General features: G+C 45.4%; 11 protein-coding genes, 1 pseudogene and 1 riboswitch. Of the genes and pseudogenes, 5 read left to right on the top strand and 7 right to left on the bottom strand.

The window, feature by feature from the left end; genetic code table 11:
• The first annotated feature begins 186 nt into the window (after positions 1-186).
• A riboswitch (glycine riboswitch) is annotated at positions 187-316 on the top strand.
• A gap of 250 nt (positions 317-566) precedes the next feature.
• The 3 genes and pseudogenes from GWI56_RS10765 to GWI56_RS10755 all read left to right on the top strand — a co-directional run bounded on the left by GWI56_RS10765 (position 567) and on the right by GWI56_RS10755 (position 8,477).
• Positions 567-1,925: a sodium:alanine symporter family protein gene (locus GWI56_RS10765; protein ID WP_105251512.1), complete on the top strand. Its 1,359-nt coding sequence runs from the start codon at positions 567-569 to the stop codon at positions 1,923-1,925.
• A gap of 159 nt (positions 1,926-2,084) precedes the next feature.
• Positions 2,085-7,412, top strand: a pseudogene (locus GWI56_RS10760) (PAS domain S-box protein).
• Positions 7,413-7,460: 48 nt separating this feature from the next.
• Positions 7,461-8,477, top strand: a complete 1,017-nt coding sequence (locus tag GWI56_RS10755; RefSeq protein ID WP_198572885.1) for a two-component system response regulator — start codon at positions 7,461-7,463, stop codon at positions 8,475-8,477.
• Between the two features lie 88 nt (positions 8,478-8,565).
• On the opposite strand, the gene ygfZ is transcribed toward GWI56_RS10755, so the two are convergent.
• Positions 8,566-9,528: a tRNA-modifying protein YgfZ gene (gene ygfZ, locus GWI56_RS10750; protein WP_198572884.1), complete on the bottom strand. Its 963-nt coding sequence runs from the start codon at positions 9,526-9,528 to the stop codon at positions 8,566-8,568.
• A gap of 154 nt (positions 9,529-9,682) precedes the next feature.
• The gene (serA, locus tag GWI56_RS10745) at positions 9,683-10,912 is read right to left on the bottom strand and encodes a phosphoglycerate dehydrogenase (protein WP_198572883.1); all 1,230 of its coding nucleotides are present in this window, start codon (positions 10,910-10,912) and stop codon (positions 9,683-9,685) included.
• Between the two features lie 154 nt (positions 10,913-11,066).
• Between serA and GWI56_RS10740 the strand changes: the two genes are divergently transcribed.
• Positions 11,067-11,675 carry a DUF2238 domain-containing protein gene (locus tag GWI56_RS10740; protein ID WP_105251516.1) on the top strand — a complete coding sequence of 203 codons (609 nt, stop codon included), beginning with the start codon at positions 11,067-11,069 and terminating at the stop codon, positions 11,673-11,675.
• 394 nt (positions 11,676-12,069) lie between these two features.
• On the top strand, positions 12,070-12,735 hold the full coding sequence (locus GWI56_RS10735) for a LuxR C-terminal-related transcriptional regulator (protein ID WP_014611267.1): 666 nt from the start codon (positions 12,070-12,072) through the stop codon (positions 12,733-12,735).
• A 174-nt stretch (positions 12,736-12,909) separates the two neighbouring features.
• Here GWI56_RS10735 and GWI56_RS10730 read toward each other — a convergent pair whose 3' ends face one another.
• The 5 genes from GWI56_RS10730 to panB all read right to left on the bottom strand — a co-directional run bounded on the left by GWI56_RS10730 (position 12,910) and on the right by panB (position 17,985).
• Positions 12,910-14,415 (bottom strand): curlin, encoded by a 1,506-nt coding sequence (locus GWI56_RS10730; RefSeq protein ID WP_168822495.1) that lies wholly within the window; start codon positions 14,413-14,415, stop codon positions 12,910-12,912.
• 14 nt (positions 14,416-14,429) lie between these two features.
• On the bottom strand, positions 14,430-14,849 hold the full coding sequence (locus GWI56_RS10725) for a curlin (RefSeq protein ID WP_105251518.1): 420 nt from the start codon (positions 14,847-14,849) through the stop codon (positions 14,430-14,432).
• Between the two features lie 552 nt (positions 14,850-15,401).
• Positions 15,402-15,929: a DUF4124 domain-containing protein gene (locus GWI56_RS10720; RefSeq protein ID WP_198572882.1), complete on the bottom strand. Its 528-nt coding sequence runs from the start codon at positions 15,927-15,929 to the stop codon at positions 15,402-15,404.
• Between the two features lie 388 nt (positions 15,930-16,317).
• A complete protein-coding gene (panC, locus tag GWI56_RS10715; RefSeq protein ID WP_198572881.1) occupies positions 16,318-17,163 on the bottom strand; it encodes a pantoate--beta-alanine ligase in 846 nt (281 codons plus the stop codon).
• 24 nt (positions 17,164-17,187) lie between these two features.
• Positions 17,188-17,985 carry a 3-methyl-2-oxobutanoate hydroxymethyltransferase gene (gene panB, locus GWI56_RS10710; RefSeq protein WP_198572880.1) on the bottom strand — a complete coding sequence of 266 codons (798 nt, stop codon included), beginning with the start codon at positions 17,983-17,985 and terminating at the stop codon, positions 17,188-17,190.
• Positions 17,986-18,012 lie beyond the last annotated feature (27 nt).

Genomic DNA, 18,012 nt, shown 5'->3' with positions numbered 1-18,012 from the left:
TTTGTTGCATTCTGTGCGTCCTGTTAGCTTGGGAGTAAATCTCAATCTAGCAATCCGTTCGGATGAAGGTAGCAGGAGAGTGGGGAATTGACCCCACACCGACGAGGCAACTTTGGTTTTACAGAAGCGAGTCTTCTTATGAAAACAAAGCACTCTTTCAGGTGCCGATAGGCGTGGACTGTTACTGGACGAGCCTCTGGAGAGACTACCAGTTGCACTCATTGTGCAATCAGGTGGCGCCGAAGGCGAAAGTGTCGTGGTGTTATTGTATAACCTGCGACGCGAAACGCTCAGGCAAAAGGACAGAGGAGAGGATGACTGCACAGTCCCTGTCGTTTGTCGTCGTGGGCTATTTTTACTCTTTTGCTTGAGATGGAGCACTTTTGCTCTTATTGAAAGCACTCGTGTAGAGCTCTCGCTTGCTACGCTTTTAGCGTTCAGCTTAGGCGATTCTCGGCCGAGATTAGGTCAAAATAGCTCGCTATAGCGTCCGACTGCGGCGCGTCACAGCCATTTCTTTTCCTCCTCCGTTTATTAATTTTGTTGTTTAATATTCGAGGAATATCATGAGTTTTCAAGCTTTACTTGCCAGTATTAATGGCATCGTCTGGGGCCCAATTACCCTTTGTTTGCTAGTGGGTACAGGGGTTTACCTCACTGTACGTCTCAAGCTTATCCAAGTATTTCGTCTGCCGATGGCGATGGGATTGTTGTTTAAACCTGCCAAAGGTCATGGGGATTTATCTTCCTTTGCCGCGCTTTGTACTGCGCTGTCCGCCACTATCGGTACCGGTAATATTGTCGGCGTGGCGACGGCAATAAAAATGGGCGGGCCAGGGGCGTTATTTTGGATGTGGCTGGCGGCATTTTTTGGCATGGCGACAAAATATGCTGAATGTATGTTGGCGGTAAAGTACCGTACCACCGATGCTCGTGGGCAGATTGCGGGTGGCCCTATGTATTATATCGAGCGCGGCCTTGGTCTACCTTGGATGGCGAAATTGTTCGCTCTCTTTGGGGTTGGTGTGGCCTTTTTCGGTATCGGTACTTTTGCACAGGTTAACGCCATCAGCGATGCGCTGACGATTGCCTTTGAGGTGCCGACTTGGTTGACTGCGACTGTGTTGACTGTGTTAGTTGCCGCAGTCACTTTGGGTGGCGTAAAGCGCATTTCAAATGTGGCGCAAAAACTTGTGCCTGCGATGTCGATTGGTTATGTGTTGGCCTGCGTGTGGATCTTAGTCGGTTTCTCCGAGCAGATTTTACCCGCCTTAGCTTTAGTGATTGAATCTGCCTTTACGCCACTCTCAGCTGCGGGGGGATTTTTAGGGGCGACAGTCGCGCAGGCGATTCAAATCGGTATTGCCCGCGGTGTGTTCTCGAACGAATCTGGATTAGGTAGTGCACCCATTGCCGCCGCTGCCGCTAAGACCAATGAACCCGTTGAGCAAGGTCTCGTCAGCATGACGGGTACTTTCTTCGATACCATTATCATTTGCACTATGACGGGGTTAGTGCTGATCATCACTGGGGTATGGAGTGGTGAGACGGCAGGTGCCGCTATGACGAGTGCTGCTTTTGCTCTGGGAGGTTCAGCGCTTGTGGGTCAGTATTTGGTGACGATTGCGCTAGTGTGTTTTGCGTTTACCACGATTTTGGGCTGGCATTATTATGGTGAACGCTGTTGGTATTACTTAGTCGGTGAGCGCGGGTTACGCATGTATCAAGTGGTGTTTTTGGTACTGATTGCGGGTGGTGCTTTTATCAAACTTGATGTGATTTGGTTGTTGGCCGATACGGTTAATGGTTTGATGGCTATCCCTAACTTGATCGCCATTGTGGGCTTGAGGCATATCATTATCGCCGAAACCCAAAGCTATTTTGCTCGTATCTTACCTAATCAAACCTTAGAGACGGCTTATTAGAGACGGCTTCTTAGAGACGGCTTATTAGTGTTTTTAAAACAATAAATTACTTCACATTATTTTAACTTTGACATTGTCGCCACTAAATTCTTCGTTTACTTTATAAGTGCTATTTTTAAATGCAGTGCTTATAAAATCGGGGGGCTTTAGGGCGACGCCATGGAAAAAAGTAAACTTCGTACTTTTCGCAGTAGGATTTTATCCCACATAGCCTTGCCTCTCATTTTAATTATGGCGAGTGTCTATGGTGTAAACGCTTGGTTTAGTTATATCTCCTCAGAGAATCGGCTGTACCATAGCTTGACACAAGAGGCGAGTCATTCAGCTTCTCGTCTGCAGTTTCTGCTCGAGCATGCGCAGGCCAACACCCAAGGCCTTGCTGATTTTATTGGTTTTTTGTCAAGTAAAGAAGACATGAATGACACTGAGAGTGTTAAAAGTGTCTTGATGAATCGAGTCAAACGTAACCCTGATTTTTTTGGCTCCGCAGTCGCGTTTAAACCTAATACCTTCCCCAATCGAAAGCTCTTTTCCCCCTATGTTTACCGCGATACAAGTGGTGGTAACGATTTACACTACCTCGATATTGGCGCTGAAGGCTACGACTATACCGATGGCACTTGGGATTGGTGGAGTAAGGCTATCAATCAAGCGAACGGTTATTGGTCAAAGGCATACTTTGATGAGGGGGCGGGAAATATTCTGATGTTGACCTATTCGGCTCCTTTTGGTGAGGTAGGCAATTATTTTGGGGTCGCCACGGTTGATTTAGCCTTAGATGAATTGCCAAAACAATTGGGGATTGCACCAAATCGTCTGGTGGTTTTAGACGATCAAGGGCGGCTTATTTATCATATAGATAAAGAAAAAGTGCTGGCAACGACTTCAGCCCAGTGGCTCGATAAGAATAAAAATGCCGATTTTTGGACGCTACAGGATAAAAGGCTTGATGGTCAAACAAGGTTTGTTGATAACCAAGATGTTGTTTATCTTGCGAGTATTGCGACTGTACCGCAATTAAAGTGGCGTGTGATTGTATTAGCGCCAGAACAAGATTTATTCAACTCCCTGCTTGATGATCTAGCATCTATCATCCTTAATTTAAGTTTATTAACCCTCTTATTATTGCTGACCTGTTATCTCGCGGCGAAACGGTTAACTCGGCCGCTAGAGCTACTCGAGTTGGGTATCTTGTCCTTTGGACAGGGTAAAACTCAGCAGCTCATTGTACCTAAAGGTGCCGTGAGTGAAATTGTGACGCTGAGTACTACCTTCAATCAAATGGCGGAATTACTCGCAGAACGTGAACAAGCCATTCTTGATTCCCGCGGTAATCGCTTTGCGCGCCTAATTGATGGCATGAGTGAAAAGTCTTTTTACTGTTCCCTAGAACCTAATGGTCAACTCGCCCAGGTCAGTGAGGGGGTAACAAAGGTGTTGGGGATTACCCCTGATTTGCTCAAGCGCAAATATCAAAGGCTCTTCTCGGCTAATCCCCTCAATGAGAAGAACTGGGAATATACCGATTTGGCCTTAAAGGGCCAAAATGTGCCTTCGCACCAAGTGGAAATGCTGGATGAAAAAGGGCATTTAAGAAGACTCGATGTGTTTATGCAGCCGTTATTATCAGATACGGGTGAGTTAATGTCTGTGGAGATGTTATTTACCGATGTTACTGAGCAGTTTTCAGCGGCAGTCTGGTCAAATGCCGTACTAGAAGCCGCTCCAGAGGCCATGCTCATCGTCGACGAATTGGGGAAAATCGTCTTTACTAACAGTCGCTGTCAGCAGCTCTTTGGATACGAAACGGGCGCTATGTTGGGTTTGCAGGTTGAGGCGTTATTGCCGCAAGAGTTAGGAAACGGGCATGTACTTGAGCGGCAAACATTCCTGCGCGAAGGCCGCGATAGAGGCATGGCAAATGCCCGTCATGTACGGGCGTTAAAAGCCGATGGTAATGAATTTATTGCGGAAATAGCGCTGAGTATTCTTCCCCCTGCCTTTGATGGACAAAGGCAAGTGGCGGCTTCAATACGCGATATGACACAAAAACTGGCCGTTGAGCAGAAGATCCGTGATAGCGAACAGCGTTTTCGTGGCTTAGTGACTAATATTCCCGGCGCCGTTTATCGGACTCGCATCGGGGATGTATGGTTCATGGAATATATCAGTGACAATATTGCTGAGATTACGGGTTATGCAGCGAGTCAGTTTATTGAAAATCGCCAACGTACTTTTGCTTCGCTGATTTTAGAGGAGGACAGGCCTACATGTCATTTGCATATTGATAGAGCGCTCGCGCAGCAAGAAACCTTTGAAGTGGAATATCGTATTCGCCACCGCGATGGCAGTGTGCGCTGGGTACATGAGAAAGGTAAGGCAAGTTATACCGAAGAGGGCGTTCCACTTTGGTTCGATGGCAGTATTGATGACATCACAGAGAGTAAGCTTGCTATAGGGCAGTTGGAGGCTTCGCGCCTGCAATTGACCAATATTACAGAGTCTATTCCTTGTACCGTGTACCAATTGTTGTGGCACTCGCCTACTGATCGCAGATTTACCTTTCTCTCTGGTGCGGCAATGAAAATGCTGGGGCTACATCGTGATGATCTTATTAGTAATTTTGACACCATAGCTGAGCGGATTTTTGATGACGAAAGGCCGGACGTCGTGCGGGCACTTTCAGGTAAGAGTGAAGATAGGTTTTAATGGATCCGCGAGTTTCGTTATCGCCATCCCAATGGCAGCATACGTTGGATGGAAGCGGGTGCGAGCGGCCATATAGAGGAGGATGGCGCTATTACTTGGAATGGGTATGTAATGGACATTACCCAACGCAAGAGCATAGAACAAGAGTTAGCCCTCAGTGAAGCGCACTTTAAGGCACTGTTCGATGGTGCGACCATTGGTATCGTCAATGTGGATGTTAAAGGCGTTATCTTAGATTGTAATGACCAATTCTGTGCTGATATGGCGCGGTCTCGGGAGAGTTTACGCAATACCGCAATTTTTGAGGTCCTTAGCGCGCAAGATAAGCATATCGCCAAGGCGCAATTTAAGGAATTGGTCGGTGGCAAAATTGACCATTATCGTGGCGAGAGAAGCTTTATTCGTCCTTCTGGTGCGCCTTTATGGATGACGGTCAATGTGTCGGCACTGTTAGATGCACAAGGACAATTTGAATCGGCTGTGATCAGTATGGTCGATATGACAGAGCTTAAATTGCTCTCCGATGAACTGTTACTTGCCAAAGAGCAAGCCGATGCTGCCAGTAAAGCCAAGGGTGACTTCTTGGCGAATATGTCCCACGAAATACGCACCCCAATGAATGCCATTATCGGCATGTCCCAGCTGTGCTTACAGACCGAATTAGATAAAAAACAGAAGAATTATGTGGAGAAGATTGAGCGGGCATCGCAGTCTTTACTGTCTATTATCAATGACATTCTGGATTTCTCTAAGATTGAAGCGGGTAAGCTCGACATAGAATCTGTGCCATTTCAGCTCGATACTATGCTGGAAGATCTCAGCGATATGTTTTCTGAGAAAGCCGCCCACAAGCAGATTGAATTGTTATTTGCAGTCGCCCCTAACGTGCCGCGTTATTTATATGGTGATTCGCTACGCTTAGGCCAAGTGTTGATTAACTTGATGAATAACGCCATTAAGTTCACCGAACGGGGTGAGGTGTTATTGTCGCTAAGCTTAGTTGAGCAGCAAGATGATGATGTCGTGCTGCGTTTTAGTGTGCGTGACAGCGGCATAGGCTTAACTGAGCAGCAGCAAGCAAAATTATTTAAATCCTTTACCCAAGCGGATACTTCAACCACCCGTAAATACGGTGGTACAGGCTTAGGCTTGGCTATTTGCAAGCAACTCGTTGAACTCATGGGGGGCAATATTGGTGTCGAAAGTCAATTTGGTCATGGCAGCACCTTCTATTTCACTGTGAAGTTACAAATTTCCGAGGGCCAAAAATTAGTGCTTGAGCAAGAGCTTGAGGGCATGTCTGTGCTGGTGGTAGATGATAACGCGACCGCCAGAGACATAATGCGTACAACGCTCGAAAGTATGGGCTTTAGAGTCGATACGGTTCGTTCAGGTGAAGAAGCAATAAGCCGCTGTTTACTGCAGACCTATGAAGTGGCATTAATCGATTGGAAAATGCCCAATATGGACGGGTTAGAAACCGCCCGTCAGATCCAACTACAGGCTAAGTCTCAGCCTAAGATCTTGATGGTATCCGCCCATGCGAATCATGAATTTATCACTCAAATTGAGCAATTAGCACTGGCGGGGTACATCAGTAAACCCATCAGCGCCTCACGCATGCTCGATGGCATAATGAATGCGATTGGCCGTGAAGGCATATTGCCAGTAAGACGCCGCACTGAAGAGCTGGCTCCGCAGTTATTATTACCACTTCAAGGGAAGCGTATCTTATTAGTGGAAGATAACGAGATGAATCTCGAAGTCGCCAGCGAGTTTTTAGAGCAAGTGGGGATTATTTTATCCATCGCGACCAATGGCCAAATTGCCTTAGATAAGCTATCCCAACAGCATTTCGATTTAGTGTTAATGGACTGCCAAATGCCAGTGATGGATGGTTATCAAGCCACTAAAGCGATAAGGAAAAGGCCTGAGTTGGCAAATTTACCTGTCGTTGCTATGACTGCGAATGCGATGGCTGGTGATAGAGATATGTGTCTTCGGGCTGGGATGAATGACCATATTGCCAAGCCCATAGAAGTGAATGTGCTCTATCAAACCCTATTGAAATACCTCGGATCTTCTTCTGGAATTTCTGCAGCGATAAGGGCGGAAGCCTCAACTCAGTTAACTTCGTCCAGCGCACAGGGGGAAGTCAGCAATGGCGCTGATAAAACGGTATTGCTCAAGTGGCCAGAACACCCTGAGTTGGATATTGATAGAGGTTTGCAACTGGTGCAGCATTCGACGCGTCTTTATCAACGAATCTTTGATCGTTTCGTGAGCAGTCAACGTAATGTGGTGGAGCAGGTTCGCAAAGCCATCGCGGCGAATCAAGTCGAAGATGCGGTGCGTATCGCCCACACCCTTAAAGGCTTAGCGGGTAATTTAAGTTCGGCAAAATTGGTGGAATTAGCACGTTTGCTTGAGTTGCATTTAACAGAGAAAGCGCCTTATGAAGATGAGTTAGTTCAAATTCAACCGCTAGTGGCCTCTATCTGCGATGCGATTGAACAGGCTAAGCCTGTGATAGTGAATCAAGCCGAGCCCCAAGCGGTGGACTTGCTATCAGATGAGGACTTGAGAGCCGCATTACGGGTCTTACGTCAGAATCTAGATGAAGCCGATGCTAGTGCTGTGGCAAAAATTGATGCGTTAAAGCCGAAGGTGAGTAGTGCGATGTGGCAAGCGTTAAGCCCTGCCTTGTCTATGATTAATCAGTACCAGTTTGATGAGGCAATCGACTTAATTGACGATGTGATTACACAGTTAGGATAGAAAGCGGTAGCGCGAATTTATAATGTGTGACATTGAGTGGAGTTGTTAATGGAAAAAGCAACAATATTAGTCGTCGATGACACACCTGAGAATATCGATATTTTGATTGGTATTCTAGGTGATGATTACAAAGTCAAAGTGGCGATCGATGGACCAAGGGCATTAGCGTTAGTGACAAAGTCGCGGCCTGACTTAATTCTGCTCGATGTCATGATGCCAGGTATGAATGGCTATGAAGTCTGCAAGCTGCTAAAGCAAGAGCCGCTGACCAGCCATATTCCGGTGATCTTCGTGACCGCCTTATCTGAAATTGCTGATGAAGCCCAAGGTTTTGCATTGGGTGCGGTGGATTACATTACTAAGCCTGTCAGTGCGCCTGTCGTTAAAGCGCGGGTTAAAACACATCTTGCGCTTTATGATCAAAAACGTCTACTCGAACAACAAGTTAAAGTTCGTACTCACGAATTAGAAGAAACCCGTTTCGAGATTATCCGTCGTCTTGGCCGTGCCGCTGAATACAAGGACAACGAGACGGGTCTACATGTTGTGCGTATGAGCCATTACGCCCGCATATTAGCGGTAAAGCTCGGCTTGCCAACGACCTTTTGTGACTTGATTTTTAATGCGGCGCCTATGCACGATATTGGTAAAATCGGTACGCTCGATGCTGTGCTGAAAAAGCCAGGGAAACTTGATGCGCAGGAATGGGAAATTATGCAGCAGCACGCCGCCATAGGTGCAGAAATTATTGGTGAACATAGCGATCCGTTATTGCAAATGGCCCGTCGTATCGCCTTAACTCACCATGAGAAGTGGGATGGTTCAGGTTACCCCAATGGCTTGGTAGGCGAAGAAATCCCCCTTGAAGGGCGTATCACCGCGATTGCGGATGTGTTCGATGCGCTGACTTCGCAACGGCCTTACAAGCAGGCTTGGACGATTGAAGCAACTATGGAGCTATTTGAAAATCAAGCGGGAAAACATTTCGATCCTAAGCTGGTGGAGGAGTTCAAGCAAATCCTGCCAGAAGCAATTGCCATTCGAGATACTTATTTAGAAAATTGATGCTCGAAGTGCATTGACTAAGATAAAGGCGCCATTGGCGCCTTTATTCTGCTTTAATATTTTATACTCATCATATTAAATCAAAGCATTACGCTTCATCTAATGAGTAGGGCAGAGCTTGGATCGTTAAATGTGATTGTTCATCGTCGGCAAAACGTAGCTGAGTATCATTAGCCGTGTCATTAGGAAGTACGGCGGTTAACAAGACTTGATTGCCACGCTGCACAAACTCAATGATTTGGCCTCCACGACGGAAACTGTCTTCCATCGCGATTTCAAGGCCAGACTCTAGGCTGATTTGCTGCTCAGTGTGGCCACGTAAGATATACAGGGCGCGTTTATTACCACCGCGATATTTCATTCGCGCTATGGTTTCTTGTCCCATGTAACAGCCCTTATTGAAGCTGATACCGTTAACCGCTTGTAGATTACACATCTGCGGTACGTACTGACTGGCATGGCTGGCGGCAAGGTTGGGGTAACCTGCTGCAATCTCTAACGCTTGCCATGCACTGGCGTCAAATACACTCAGTTCCGATTGCGCAACTAAAGCTGCTGCGGCATTTGGTGTTAATACTAAAATAAAACGTTCAGCGTCTTTTAAAATCGCACCATTTTCAATGAGTGTGAGTTCTTGCTGAATATCACCAAAATGCTGTTTCACAAATTGGCTTGCCTGTTCACCGGCAACCCCGAGCAGAGTCCACTCAGCGGATGCATTGCTTAAGGTGGCTTTACTAAACACGGCATATTTTTGTAACTGGGGTAAATCGACTTCGATGGCATCCTTTGGCATCAACATAAAGAGTGCATCTTGAATGGCAAAGGTTCTGAAACTGGCCAGCATTTTACCTTTAGGATCGCAATGCGCGCCCCAGCGCCATTGATCTGTGGCCAATGAGCTGATGTCTGTGGTCACTTGGCCATGGATAAAACTGCGGCCTTGTTCTCCAACGACTTTGATGAGGCCCAAATGAGATAAGTTGGCAAGCATAAGTGGAGGCAAGGTAGCGTCCAGATCCCAATGGGGCGTAGAAACTGAAATAGTCATAGCGAGATCCTGAAAATGAAGACGATGTGAGAGGCTAGATTGTAACGGAATTCCAGTTGGCTCAAAAGCATAAGGCGCACATATCTGTGAATGATCTGTCCGCCTTAATATGTGTGCTTTAGTCGATAGGCTTAAAGCGAGTGGAGTTTAAAGTTTAAAACAGCACGCGGGTACGCAATGTACCTTCAATGGCTTTGAGTTCAACTAAGGCTTCTTCCGCTTGAGTTGTGTCGACTTCCATCACGACATAACCAATTTCTGCGGTGGTCTGCAAATATTGGGCGGCGATGTTGATGCCTTTTTCCGAGAAGGCTTGGTTGATCTTGATCAACACGCCCGGACGGTTTTGGTGAATATGCAGCAAGCGCGAGGTGCCTTTATGCGTTGGTAATGACACTTCAGGGAAGTTAACCGCAGAAACGGTTGAGCCGTTGTCTGAGTATTTAGCGAGCTTACCCGCGACTTCAATACCAATGTTTTCTTGGGCTTCGGCCGTGCTACCGCCGACGTGCGGCGTGAGGAGAACATTGTCTAAACCGCGTAGAGGACTGATAAATTCATCGTCATTCGATTGTGGTTCAACGGGGAATACATCGATTGCGGCACCTGCGAGGTGACGTTCTTTTAACGCAAAGGTTAAAGCTTCAATATCGACTACAGTACCGCGTGATGCGTTGATAAAGATGCTGCCCTTTTTCATTGCTGCAAACTCGGCAGCGCCTATCATGTCTTTTGTTTGTGGAGTTTCAGGGACATGTAAGCTTACTACATCAGCTTGTGCTAATAGGAGTTCCAACGAATGGACTTGTTGTGCGTTACCTAGTGGCAGTTTGTCTTCGATATCGAAGAACACGACGCGCATACCTAAGGTTTCCGCCAGAATGCCAAGCTGAGTACCAATATGGCCGTAACCAATCACACCTAAGGTTTTACCACGCACTTCATAGCTGCCCGCTGCGGTTTTCATCCAGCCGCCACGGTGAGCGATAGCGTTGCGTTCAGGGATACCCCGCATCAACATAATGATTTCGCCAATCACGAGTTCTGCAACACTGCGCGTGTTTGAGAAGGGTGCGTTAAATACTGGGATACCAAGGGATTCGGCGGTGGCAAGGTCAACTTGGTTGGTTCCAATACAGAAACATCCAATCGCGATTAACTTCTCGGCACGTTTCAGCACCTCAGCAGTTAATTGGGTACGCGAACGAAGTCCCACAAAATGCGCATCTTTAATGGACTCAAGTAAGGCTTCATCGCTTAAGGAAGCTTTGTGGTATTCGATATTGGTGTATCCCGCACGTTCAAATACATCGACCGCAGATTGGTGGACGCCTTCCAACAGCAGGATCTTGATCTTATCCTTGTCCAGCGAATGTTTCGCCATGATATGGGTACCCTCTAATTAATAGAAATGTTTCTTATGATATGCTCACAACCTTCACCCACCAAAGTAGCACTTTTTTTGCTCAGTGTGGAGGGCTAGATGGCTAAAGTTAATATTCTAAATTTAGAACAATATCGCATAAGAGGAAGAAACATTGAATAACAAAATCGCATGGTGCGGTATTTACCTCTCAGTTTTGGTGTGGTCGGCGATAAAACCCGCAGATCCTTTCACATGGTGGCTCGAAGCCTTGCCTGCATTGATTGCTGTACCGATTTTATTCTTTACTCGTAAACGTTTTCCACTAACACCTTTAGTGTATTTTCTCGTCTTAATACACTGCTGTGTGTTGTTTGTAGGCGCTCATTATACTTACGCTGAAGTGCCGTTATTCGACACGATTGCCGATTGGATGGGTTCAGAACGTAATAATTACGATAAAGTGGGTCATTTTGCGCAAGGTTTTATCCCAGCCATGCTGGCCCGTGAAATTATGTTGCGTAATCAAGCTGTCAAACCTGGGGCTTGGTGTGCGTTTCTTGCCACTTGTTTTGTGCTCGCTTTTTCGGCGTTTTATGAACTGATCGAATGGTGGGTTGCCGTGGCAACCGGCGAAGGGGCTGAAGCCTTTTTAGGGACTCAAGGCTATGTATGGGATACCCAATCCGACATGTTTCTTGCCCTCATTGGCGCAATTGTCGCGTTAGCTTTACTGTCTCGTTTTCAAGATAAACAAATCGCGAGACTCAAGCAGAGGATTTAGCGGCTAAAAGTGGGTGATGCTCTCTGTTCGAGTTGTAAGACTTTCTTCCCTGAAATGTATGGTGTGAGTGTGATGACATTGAGTTGTCATACTTTAGTGTTGTTATTGTGTTTTCTTTGTGTTGCAACTTTGGGTTGATAACGTCATAGTTGGAAAGTATTAGGTGCTGGGCGTTGGCCAAGTAAAACGGTATTTTTGACTGTTATTCCATTTTATTGTGGTGAGTTAGTCGAACCTACTAGCATTAAACAGGGAATAGTACATTTGGGTGATGTTTTTCAATCGTTAACTAGTCAGAATTAACTAGGTTAATGGAATGTTGAAAAATCTAACTAAAAAGACGAGTCAAACATACCATTTTGCAATAGAGAATACTTTTCAGGGAGGAGAGTCATTGAGCACAATTAATGAATTGGTTTTTTTACACCAAATGGCCGCGCCATGTCATTTAGCGTTACTCGCTGAATCCATTGGTTTGAAAACGCGTATAGTAAAGCATGCGGCTGAACTGGATTTAGACAAGAGTCGCCGTAGTTTTTATCTGATCACCCAAAAAGGTTCAGCATTAGATAACAAAGGGATACCTCTGTTAGCTTCGCGATTAGTGTCACATTTTCCTGTGGCGCTGTATCAAGTTGAGCGTGACTCCTTAGACCAAGAATCTGCAATGTTACTCGGCATTCGAGGTATTTTATTTGCCGATCAACGTATGGATCTGATGTTAACGGGTTTACGTAAAATGGTGGCAGAGGAACTTTGGTACGATAGAACTTTACTAAGCAAAATGTTCCGCCGTGTTGTACAAAAGTTAGAAGGTAATAATGAAATGCCCTCTGATACTGTAGCTATGCTGCAGATGCTGACATCCCGTGAACGCACTATCATTCAATTCGTATCGAGTGGTGCGAGAAATAAAGAAATCGCTCATAGGTTATGTATCAGCGAACATACAGTGAAGGCACATATTTCTTCTATTTTCCGCAAGACCCAGTCTCGTAATCGGGTTGAGCTTTTACGTTGGGCGCAAACCTATCAAACTCACTTTGAGCTGTGCAGTTAGTCAGTTAAAGATATTGGTCGTTAGCTTTTCGCTGTGAGTGGTTAATGTTAATGATTACTAGCATATCAACATAGAAAAGCGGGAATGTTTATTTAAACATTCCCGCTTTTTGTTTAACACCCTTTTTATAAACCACCACCAAAGAGTTTAGCTGTGGTGGTTTAACAGTATTGACTAGTATTGCACTACAGTGGCAACGTTCATATTGCCTGATTGGTTCACGTTGATGCTGTTGTTAGTGCCCGCTTGAGAACCTAACACTAAGTTGTCATTACCCGTTTGAGTGATTGACAGGCTGTTATTGTCACCGCTAACGCCAAATGAATTTGAAGCAAATGAAGTGTCGTTATCGCCGCCTACCCAGTTACCGTTACCTGATTGAGTAATTTGCGCGGTGTTTTCATCACCTTCAATAATCAGGTCAATAACGTTAAGATCGCCACTTTGAAGTGCGCTGACATCGGCATTGTTGTTGCCAGCAACAGAAATCAATGTTTCGTTCTCAGCGCCATCTTGCTCAACATCAACTTCGTTATCGCTACCCACGGCATCTACATAAGCAAAGTTCTCATCGCCTTCTTGGCTAACTTCAATACTGTTATCTTCACCATCAGCGAAGGCAATGATTTCGTTGTTATCGCCTTTAGAGGATAAATCGAAGTCATTATCTGTACCGTATGCACCAAAGGTTGCGAAGTTCGCATCGCCTTTTTGTTTCAAGTCAACGTCGTTGCTATCGCCCCATACTTGGAACTCTGCACCGTTGACATCGCCTTTTTGAGTGATAGTAATATCGTTATCATCACCTTGGATATCGGCCACTAAAGTATCACCGATAGTGTTGCCGCTGCCATTTTGGGTAATATCGACACTGTTGTCATCACCCGTAGTCATAGCAAGATAAGCCGTGTTGCCGGTACCTTTTTGATCCATTGAAATATCGTTTTTGCTGCCCGCCAGTGCGTAAACGAAGCCTACATGGTTATCACCCTTTTGGACCATGTCTACTTTGTTGTTGTCGCCTGCAATACCCTTAGCCGCGCCAAAGTTGTTGTTACCCGCTTGATTAACAGAAACGTCGTTGTTGTTACCCACGTTAGCGGTTAAGTCGAGAGCGATTAAACCCGCTTGGTTGTTGTCACCGATTTGTGTGATTTTACCGTCGTTGTTGCTGCCTTCAACGCGAAAAACTGCAAAGTTAGCATCGCCTTCTTGCTCAACAAACACGCTGTTTTCAGCGCCAGTGATTTCAACTTGGCTTTCGTTGACTTCGCCTAATTGGTTAACGAATACAGTGTTATCGTTGCCAGTAACATCGCTACTGCTTTGGTTAAAGAAACCATCTTGCGACACATTTACATTGTTGTTGTCACCTACAACATTTGCACTTGCCACATGCCAGTCAACTTGTTGCGTTATTTGGACCTTGTTATCATCACCCGTTGAATTAATAGCCGCTTCATGCCACACACCGTCTTGGATGACGGTTGCGGTTTGATCTGTACCTGTTTGCACAACCGCAGCAGCGTTAAGGCCACCCGTTTGTGAGACTAAAGTGTCTTGGGCTTGGCCTGACTGTACTACGCTAATTTCGCTCACTGTACTGGCAGCAAAAGCTTGACCGCTTAAACCTGTTGCAATGGCCAAAGCAATAAGTGATTTTTTAGCTTGTGATTTCATGTGACGCTCCCTGTTTAATATTGAGTTATTGAGATTGCAGCACCGTCCGCAATCTGTTGAATCGAAAAGTTGCCGCTTCCTAGTTGGTTCAGTTGCACGAGATTGTCATTGCCAATTTGTGTCACTGAAGCCGTATTTTGACTGCCGACTTGCAGTAGTTGGACTTCATTGTTTGAACCAATCTGTGTGATTAGCGCATCGTTATCATTGCCCACTTGTGTTACATCGGCCTTGTTATCGCTGCCTGACTGGAACAGTAATCCTTGGTTGGCAGTGCCTTGTTGAACCAGCTCGATAAGGTTATCGCGACCGGAACGTTCCAGTAATGCCTGAAGGGTTACGGGTAACTCGTTGACATTCAGCTCTTGTGCTGAAGTCATACAACTACAAAGCAAGATCAGAGGCACCAAAAAGCGTATAGAGGTATTTGGCACGGGTGACTCCTTGCATCAAATATCTTGGGCTGCTTAAAGTAACTTGCATCCCAAATTCAGACCTGAAGATACGAGTCCCGTTAATATGTCGCAATTGGCCAAACGGGTATTTATTCTAGAAAGGATTAACGGAAGGTAAATGATAGCTGTATTTATATCGTATTGATTAAATAGATTTTATATGTTTATTGACGTGTTTTTATTTAAGGGGGCTAGTCTAGTTGTCCTAGTAGTTAAGTCGTATTTGTTGTGAAGCGAGTATTTGATTTTTAAACAATGCAATAACAAGTGAAGGGAAATACATCGACTATCGCGTTTGCATTTTCTTGATAAAAAAGCACGCGTTTGTGCCAGCGAGAAACTGCTGAGGAGTTTAATTAACTGTAGCAACCTATGTCATTTACCCTGTGTGCAACAACAGGCTTCTTATCCTTGCGGTAATGAATCCTAGGTTAAACAAAGGGACATTACTGTGAGCGGAAAATTACCATTATTATGATTGAATTCCTTAATGGGGTAGAGAAAAGATTAATACTACTGTTTTATGCGAGATCAGTGCTTTTCTGGTTCTTTTAACTCTTCATGGAATGCTTCGGTACTGATTTGGCTTTTACGGTCTTCCAGTTGTTGCATCGCACTGTTATTACTCACAGTTAACGCATTGAAGCGAGTATTGATATCGTCCATTTCGTTAATGTATTCAGGATCGGTTTTCTCTTTATTTTGCCAATAACGCTTACGTTCTAATTTCTGCAATTCACTGGCGCGCAGAATTTCAAAATAGCTATTTTCCTGCTTAAGACGATATATTTCGCCGTCGAGTAACTGCAATAATTTTTCTTTAGAAATGGTTCGGCTATTCAGTAGAGTGTGTAAGGGATCGACAGGAATGTCCCTTTTATCAGAGTCTACTTCAGTCGTTATCCCTAACTGGTATTCGATTTTATGTTGGCTAAATTCCTGCGGACAAGCGGTTTGGCTAAAGACAATTTTGTCATCTTTACGGCATTTATAAATGGTATTTGCCTGTATTGCAGTGGGCAAAATAAGACAAATTAGGGTGAGTATCAGTCTTGCCATGAGGCCACAAATCCTTTGTACACTTGCATAGCTATTATGATTTAATTGTTTGATTAAGCATAATAAATAGTGATTATGACGTTTATATTATTATGCCTTTTTAACCGTTTATTGTTAGGTCGACGGGCTGTTAAGCCCAATAAATTAAAGGATTAGCCATACATCATTATAAGGTCAAATTCACTCGTCAATGTCTGCTGCTAATCATTTACCTTAAATTAACATCTGCATCATACTATGGCGTAAATTTAGGGATAAAACCAGTTTTTGACGCTTCAAATTTTTGGCGCTTGGATTGATTCTAAAGAAGAAAATAGCTTCTGGTCGAGCATTGGGTAAATAAAAAGGAGCGAGTGCTCCTTTTTATTTATTGATAACGCTTAAGAGATTAGCGATCGAACCTTAAGTTGTCGATAAGTCGCGCTTTACCTATATAGGCGGCGGCCAAAATGACTAAGGTTTGGTCTTGGCTCTGCGCTTTCTCAAGCGTGTGGGCATGACGAATTTCCAGATAATCCGGCGTAAAGCCCGCAGCCACTAAACTGATTTTCGCTTGCTCGGTGACAGCATCAACACTCTGACCTTGTTTGATCCCTGCAGCCATAGCATCTATCGCCTGTTTTAATGCTGGTGCAGCGGCTTTTTCTGCGGCGGTGAGATAACTATTGCGCGAACTCATGGCTAAACCTGAGTCCTCACGTATGGTATCAACACCGATAATCTCAATCGGTAATGACAAGTCTTCAACCATAGTTTCAATGACTAATAGCTGTTGATAGTCTTTATTGCCAAAGAGTGCCACATCGGGCTGTACTATGTTGAATAGTTTACAGACGATAGTCGCAACGCCTCGAAAATGCCCCGGACGGCTAGCGCCGCAGAGCAGATCTGAAATACCTGGCACTTCAACATAGGTTTGTTGCGCTAAGCCCTTGGGATACATCACGGCTGGCGTTGGGGTAAACAGCAACTCAGCGCCAGCGGCGGTGAGGGCTTCACTGTCGGCGGCGAGTGTGCGTGGGTAGGCATCGAGATCTTCGTTCTGGCCAAACTGCATTGGATTGACGAAAATCGATACCACCACATGATCACAACGTTTAGCCGCTTCTTTCACTAAGGTGATGTGTCCCCGATGGAGATTGCCCATGGTCGGCACAAAGGCGACAGTTTCGCCCTTGGCACGCCATGCACGCACTTGAGTGCGAATATCATCAATATGGGCGCTAGTGATCATTGAGCCTTACCTTGCATAAATCTGTTATTTATTAAAAGTGTGTTCTTCGCTAGGAAAAGTTCCTTGGGCAACTTCGTCGATATAAGCACGTACCGCAGAACGAATTTCACCGGTTTGTTTTAGGTAGTTTTTCGAGAAACGTGGAATGTAACCACTTGAAATACCTAACACATCATGCATCACCAAGATTTGACCGTCGGTCGATGCGCCTGCGCCAATTCCAATGACAGGAATCGTTAAGGCTTGAGTGATCGCCGCAGCGAGAGGCGCAGGGATACATTCTACGACTAATAGTTGAGCACCCGCGGCTTCTAAAGCCTTAGCTTCGTCGAGGATGCGCTGGGCATTTTCGGCATCGCGGCCTTGCACTTTAAAACCACCAAACACATGAACCGACTGAGGCGTCAAGCCTAAGTGGGCACACACAGGAATACCGCGTTCGGTAAGCTTAGTGACGGTTTCGAGTAACCAGTGGCCGCCTTCGACCTTGACCATGTTCGCGCCAGCTTGCATTAACTCAGTGGCGTTGACCATAGCTTGTTCTGGCGTGGCGTAACTCATAAAGGGCATATCGGCGATCAGCAGGGCACGTTCAATACCGCGACGAACACAGCGAGTATGGTAAGCGATTTCTGCAGTAGTGACGGGCAGGGTATCGTCATGGCCTTGGAGAACCATTCCCAAAGAATCGCCGACCAGCAGCACATCGACACCTTCGCTATCGAACGCGCTGGCAAAACTGGCATCATAGGCTGTCAGTGCCGTGAATTTTCTACCTTCCTGTTTGTATTTCAACAGGGTTGAGCTAGTAATTTTAGACATATGGATGATCTTCAAACCAAATAGAAG

Source organism: Shewanella sp. DW31, from assembly GCF_015767295.1.
GTDB lineage: Bacteria > Pseudomonadota > Gammaproteobacteria > Enterobacterales > Shewanellaceae > Shewanella > Shewanella oncorhynchi.
The sequence above is the reverse complement of the archived record's forward strand: the minus strand, read 5'-3'. Positions and strand labels throughout refer to the sequence as shown.

Bases quoted from the DNA above. Each gene is read 5' to 3' on its own strand.
- GWI56_RS10765 (WP_105251512.1), top strand. From the start codon at position 567: ATGAGTTTTCAAGCTTTACTTGCCAGTATTAATGGCATCGTCTGGGGC.
- GWI56_RS10755 (WP_198572885.1), top strand. From the start codon at position 7,461: ATGGAAAAAGCAACAATATTAGTCGTCGATGACACACCTGAGAATATC.
- ygfZ (WP_198572884.1), bottom strand. From the start codon at position 9,528: ATGACTATTTCAGTTTCTACGCCCCATTGGGATCTGGACGCTACCTTG.
- serA (WP_198572883.1), bottom strand. From the start codon at position 10,912: ATGGCGAAACATTCGCTGGACAAGGATAAGATCAAGATCCTGCTGTTG.
- GWI56_RS10730 (WP_168822495.1), bottom strand. From the start codon at position 14,415: ATGAAATCACAAGCTAAAAAATCACTTATTGCTTTGGCCATTGCAACA.
- GWI56_RS10720 (WP_198572882.1), bottom strand. From the start codon at position 15,929: ATGGCAAGACTGATACTCACCCTAATTTGTCTTATTTTGCCCACTGCA.
- panC (WP_198572881.1), bottom strand. From the start codon at position 17,163: ATGATCACTAGCGCCCATATTGATGATATTCGCACTCAAGTGCGTGCA.
- panB (WP_198572880.1), bottom strand. From the start codon at position 17,985: ATGTCTAAAATTACTAGCTCAACCCTGTTGAAATACAAACAGGAAGGT.